The organism is Bifidobacterium sp. B4142 (genome assembly GCF_026537325.1).
GTDB lineage: Bacteria > Actinomycetota > Actinomycetes > Actinomycetales > Bifidobacteriaceae > Bombiscardovia.
The window spans coordinates 1-5,498 of record NZ_JAFNMJ010000009.1 but is presented as its reverse complement, the minus strand read 5'-3'; the positions used below and the strand labels follow the sequence as shown (position 1 = coordinate 5,498).

At 60.6% G+C, this 5,498-nt stretch carries 3 rRNA genes; all 3 read right to left on the bottom strand.

The features are described from left to right. Nucleotides 1-5: 5 nt before the first annotated feature. A 5S ribosomal RNA gene (gene rrf / locus J3U06_RS09200) occupies nt 6-122 on the bottom strand. Nucleotides 123-293: 171 nt separating this feature from the next. Further along, nucleotides 294-3,361, bottom strand: a 23S ribosomal RNA gene (locus J3U06_RS09195). 406 nt (nt 3,362-3,767) lie between these two features. Then, nucleotides 3,768-5,292 (bottom strand): 16S ribosomal RNA (locus J3U06_RS09190). Together the 16S, 23S and 5S rRNA genes form the textbook arrangement of a ribosomal RNA operon. Nucleotides 5,293-5,498: the final 206 nt, after the last annotated feature.

Here is a 5,498-nt window from a genome sequence, read left to right as displayed (position 1 = left end):
TGTTGTGGCGGCGGTGTGCTACTCTCCCACACTCTTCCGGGTGCAGTACCATTGCCGTGCTGGGTCTTAGCTTCCGGGTTCGGAATGGGACCGGGCGTCTCCCCCAGGCCATGACCGCCGCGAATCTTCTGTTCTGCCGTTCCCTGTCTTGGGAAGGAACGGGGTTTCCTGGCGGTTTGGGGACCGGATGGCGGACGCGTGTTTCGTGTTCGATCTCCTGTGGCTGTCCGTGCTATTGCCGCAGGCCGTGTACGCAGTCGGGTTGATGCCGCCGCCCTTCCATGAGGGCGGGTGTTGTGTTGTCTTCGACCATTAGTGCCGGTCGGCTGCGCCCCTTGCGGGGTGTCCACGTCCGGTCTATCGACCATGTGTTCTGCATGGGGTCTACAGAAGCCCGAAGGCTTCATGGAATCCTTATCTTGGAGGGGGCTTCCCGCTTAGATGCTTTCAGCGGTTATCCCATCCGAACGTAGCCAACCGGCCGTGCCGCTGGCGCGACAACCGGCATACCAGAGGTTCGTCCACCCAGGTCCTCTCGTACTATGGGCAGGGCTCCTCAAGATTCCAACGAGCGCAGAGGATAGAGACCAAACTGTCTCACGACGTTCTGAACCCAGCTCGCGTGCCGCTTTAATCGGCGAACGGCCGAACCCTTGGGACCTGCTCCAGCCCCAGGATGCGACGAGCCGACATCGAGGTGCCAAACCATCCCGTCGATATGGACTCTTGGGGATGATCAGCCTGTTATCCCCGGGGTACCTTTTATCCGTTGAGCGATGCCGCGTCCGTACGCCGGCACCGGATCACTATCTCCGACTTTCGTCCCTGCTCGACCCGTCGGTCTCGCAGTCAAGCTCCCTTGTGCGATTGCACTCAACACCCGATTGCCAACCGGGCTGAGGGAACCCTTGGGCGCCTCCGTTACTCTTTGGGAGGCAACCGCCCCAGTTAAACTACCCGCCAGGCACTGTCCCTGGCCGGGATGACCGGCCGAGGTTAGAGGCCAGATGAGGACAGAGCGGTATTTCACATTCCGGCTCCACGGATGCTGGCGCACCCGCTTCGAAGCCTCCCGCCTATGCTACACAGTCCGCACCTAACGCCAATACCAAGGTATAGTAAAGGTCCCGGGGTCTTTTCGTCCTTCTGCGCTTAACGAGCATCTTTACTCGTACTGCAATTTCGCCGAGCTCCTGGTCGAGACAGTGGGGAAGTCGTTACGCCATTCGTGCAGGTCGGAACTTACCCGACAAGGAATTTCGCTACCTTAGGATGGTTATAGTTACCACCGCCGTTTACCGGGGCTTGAATTCACCGCTGCCCCCCCGAAGGGGATGACGGATCCTCTTAACCTTCCGGCACCGGGCAGGCGTCAGTGCATATACAGCGACTTACGTCTTCGCATGCACCTGTGTTTTTGGTAAACAGTCGCTACCCCCTGGTCTGTGCCGCCCCCCACGGCTCCGCGCGCGAAGCGCCTCACCGCAAAGGGCCTCCCTTATACCGAAGGCACGGGAGTGATTTGCCGAGTTCCTTGACCAGGATTCGCTCGATCGCTTTGGTATACTCTACCTGACCACCAGTGTCGGTTTAGGGTACGGGCGGCGCCACTCCTCACGCCGAAGCTTTTCTCGACGGAACGGCACACCGGATTCGGGGCACAAGACCCCCCATCATCACACCTCGCGCTCATGCCGGGCGGATTTGCCTGCCCGACGCGCCGCATGCTTGACCACGGATAACCACCACCGCGGCCCGGCTCCCGTTCCGTGTCACTCCTGCGCTACCCGCCACGCATCCACACGCCGGTCCCGCATCATCGGACGGTCCGAAGACCGCCACCCGACACGGGTAAGGGCACGCTTCCACGTCTTGGATTGGACGGCTTGACGCCGGTAGGAGAATATCGACTCCTTCATCCATTCGACTACGCCTGTCGGCCTCGCCTTAGGACCCGACTCACCCGGGGACGACGAACGTGGCCCCGGAACCCTTGGTCATCCAGCGGGCGGGATTCTCACCCGCCTCTCGCTACTCATGTCTGCATTCTCACTTCCACGCGGTCCACGGCCGGCTCACGCCGCCGCTTCGCCCCACGCGGAACGCTCTCCTACCCAGCACAGCAAACTGCGCTGCCGCGTCTTCGGTGGCGTGCTTGAGCCCCGCTACATTATCGGCGCGGAACCACTAGACCAGTGAGCTGTTACGCACTCTTTCAAGGATGGCTGCTTCTGAGCCAACCTCCTGGCTGTCTATGCGACTCCACATCCTTTCCCACTTAGCACGCGCTTAGGGACCTTAGACGACGATCTGGGCTGTCTCCCTCTCGACGACGGAGCTTATCCCCCGCCGACTCACTGCCGCGATACACCTCTCACGTATTCGGAGTTTGGCTGCTGTCGGTACCCGATACGGGCCCTCAAGCATCCAGTAGCTCTACCCCATGGAGGCACTCACGCGACGCTGCACCGAAATGCATTTCGGAGAGAACCAGCTATCACGGAATTTGATTGGCCTTTCACCCCTAGCCCCAGGTCATCGGCCCGGTTTTCAACCCAGGTCCGTTCGGTCCTCCACGCGGTCTTACCCGCGCTTCAACCTGCCCAGGGCTAGATCATCCCGCTTCGGGTCCAGGACACGCGACTGGAACGCCCTTATCGGACTCGCTTTCGCTACGGCTGCCCCACACGGGTTAGCCTCGCCACGCACCACTGACTCGCAGACTCATTTTTCGATAGGCACGCCGTCACCCCGAAAGGCTCCGACGGATTGTAGGCACACGGTTTCAGAAACTCTTTCACTCCCCTCCCGGGGTGCTTTTCACCTTTCCCTCACGGTACTCGTACGCTATCGGTCAGACAGGAATATTCAGGCTTACCCCACGGTCGGGGCGGATTCACACGGGATTCCACGAGTCCCGCGCTACTTGGGAACAAGAACCGGCAGGCGGCGCGCCTTCGGCTACGGGGCCATCACCCTCTACGGCCGGGAATTCAATCCCGTTCGCCTCACACGCCGCTTTATCACTGCCGCCGGGCCCGTCGGAGCCCGGACGCCAAGTCCCACAACACCCATGCCGCAACCCCCGACGGGTCTTGCACGGCACCGGTTTGGCCATCATCCGCTTTCGCTCGCCACTACTCACGGAATATCCTTTCCTGCAGGTACTGAGATGTTTCACTTCCCTGCGTACCCCCCGCACGAATGCGGTGCCGGCCCATCACGGCCGGCGGGTTACCCCATTCGGACACCCTCGGATCAAAGCCCTGTCGGCGGCTCCCCGAGGCCTATCGCGGCCCCACGCGTCCTTCATCGGTCCTGTCTGCCAAGGCATCCACCATGCGCCCTTGCCGACAACACGGCCACAGGCCATGCCACGACAACAACAACTGCGAACTGCCAGACGACAAATCATCACACTAAACGATCACAAAACGATCGACCCGAACCCACCAAACATGGGCCCGGACGAAACAATACAGCAGACAGCCAGCCGGAAAGCCGGCCATCCGCTCGCGTCCACTATCCAGTTCTCAAACCACCAGCACGCCGCCAGCACCCGCACAAGGCAAAACCCCAAACAGGAAACCAACGGGCGACAGGAACACCACCCACACCAGGGTGGCGGTCCGGGAACCCAACAGCGCATCCATGCCACAGCCCTCCGACCGTTCCACGCCAGCACGCCCACGCCAGCCGGCCAACCGGCCGGCCCGCAGGCACGACCCCCACGCAGACCACGCAGAGGAATTTCATAATCTCCGTAGAAAGGAGGTGATCCAGCCGCACCTTCCGGTACGGCTACCTTGTTACGACTTAGTCCCAATCGCGGACCTCACCTTAGACGGCTCCCCCCCAAACGGGTTGGGCCACCGGCTTCGGGTGCTGCCCACTTTCATGACTTGACGGGCGGTGTGTACAAGGCCCGGGAACGCATTCACCGCGGCGTTGCTGATCCGCGATTACTAGCGACTCCGCCTTCACGGAGCCGGGTTGCAGGCTCCGATCCGAACTGAGACCGGTTTTCAGGGATCCGCTCCATGTCACCATGTCGCATCCCGCTGTACCGGCCATTGTAGCATGCGTGAAGCCCTGGACGTAAGGGGCATGATGATCTGACGTCATCCCCACCTTCCTCCGGGTTAACCCCGGCGGTCCCCCGTGAGTTCCCACCATAACGTGCTGGCAACACGAGGCGAGGGTTGCGCTCGTTGCGGGACTTGACCCAACATCTCACGACACGAGCTGACGACGACCATGCACCACCTGTGAACCGGCCCCGAAGGGAAGCCGCGTCTCCGCGGCCGTCCGGCACATGTCAAGCCCAGGTAAGGTTCTTCGCGTTGCATCGAATTAATCCGCATGCTCCGCCGCTTGTGCGGGCCCCCGTCAATTTCTTTGAGTTTTAGCCTTGCGGCCGTACTCCCCAGGCGGGATGCTTAACGCGTTAGCTCCGACACGGAACCCGTGGAACGGGCCCCACATCCAGCATCCACCGTTTACGGCGTGGACTACCAGGGTATCTAATCCTGTTCGCTCCCCACGCTTTCGCTCCTCAGCGTCAGTGACGGCCCAGAGACCTGCCTTCGCCATCGGTGTTCTTCCCGATATCTACACATTCCACCGTTACACCGGGAATTCCAGTCTCCCCTACCGCACTCCAGTCCGCCCGTACCCGGCGCCGATCCACCGTTAAGCGATGGACTTTCACACCAGACGCGACGAACCGCCTACGAGCTCTTTACGCCCAATAAATCCGGATAACGCTTGCACCCTACGTATTACCGCGGCTGCTGGCACGTAGTTAGCCGGTGCTTATTCGAAAGGTACACTCACTCTCGCTTGCTCCCAATCAAAAGCGGTTTACAACCCGAAGGCCGTCATCCCGCACGCGGCGTCGCTGCATCAGGCTTTCGCCCATTGTGCAATATTCCCCACTGCTGCCTCCCGTAGGAGTCTGGGCCGTATCTCAGTCCCAATGTGGCCGGTCGCCCTCTCAGGCCGGCTACCCGTCGAAGCCTTGGCAGGCCATCACCCCGCCAACAAGCTGATAGGACGCGACCCCATCCCATGCCGGTAAACCCTTTCCCACACCATCATGCGACAGCGCGGAGCATCCGGCATTACCACCCGTTTCCAGGAGCTATTCCGAAGCATGGGGCAGGTTGGTCACGCATTACTCACCCGTTCGCCACTCTCACCGCCAAGCAAGCTTGACGGATCCCGTTCGACTTGCATGTGTTAAGCACGCCGCCAGCGTTCATCCTGAGCCAGAATCAAACCCTCCACAAAAAACCATGAAGAAGCCGAAACGACTCACATCAATAATTGACGGGCCAGCTTCCATAAGGAGGAAACCAACCCACGAAAAACCCCGACACCCCTCACAACGCTCCCGCGTACCCGACAACAGCCGGGCGGGCATCGGACTGGCAATCAAAAAGCTATAAGTAGCACAAACACGCTCTTGAGTTCTCAAACCACCACCACACCAACAA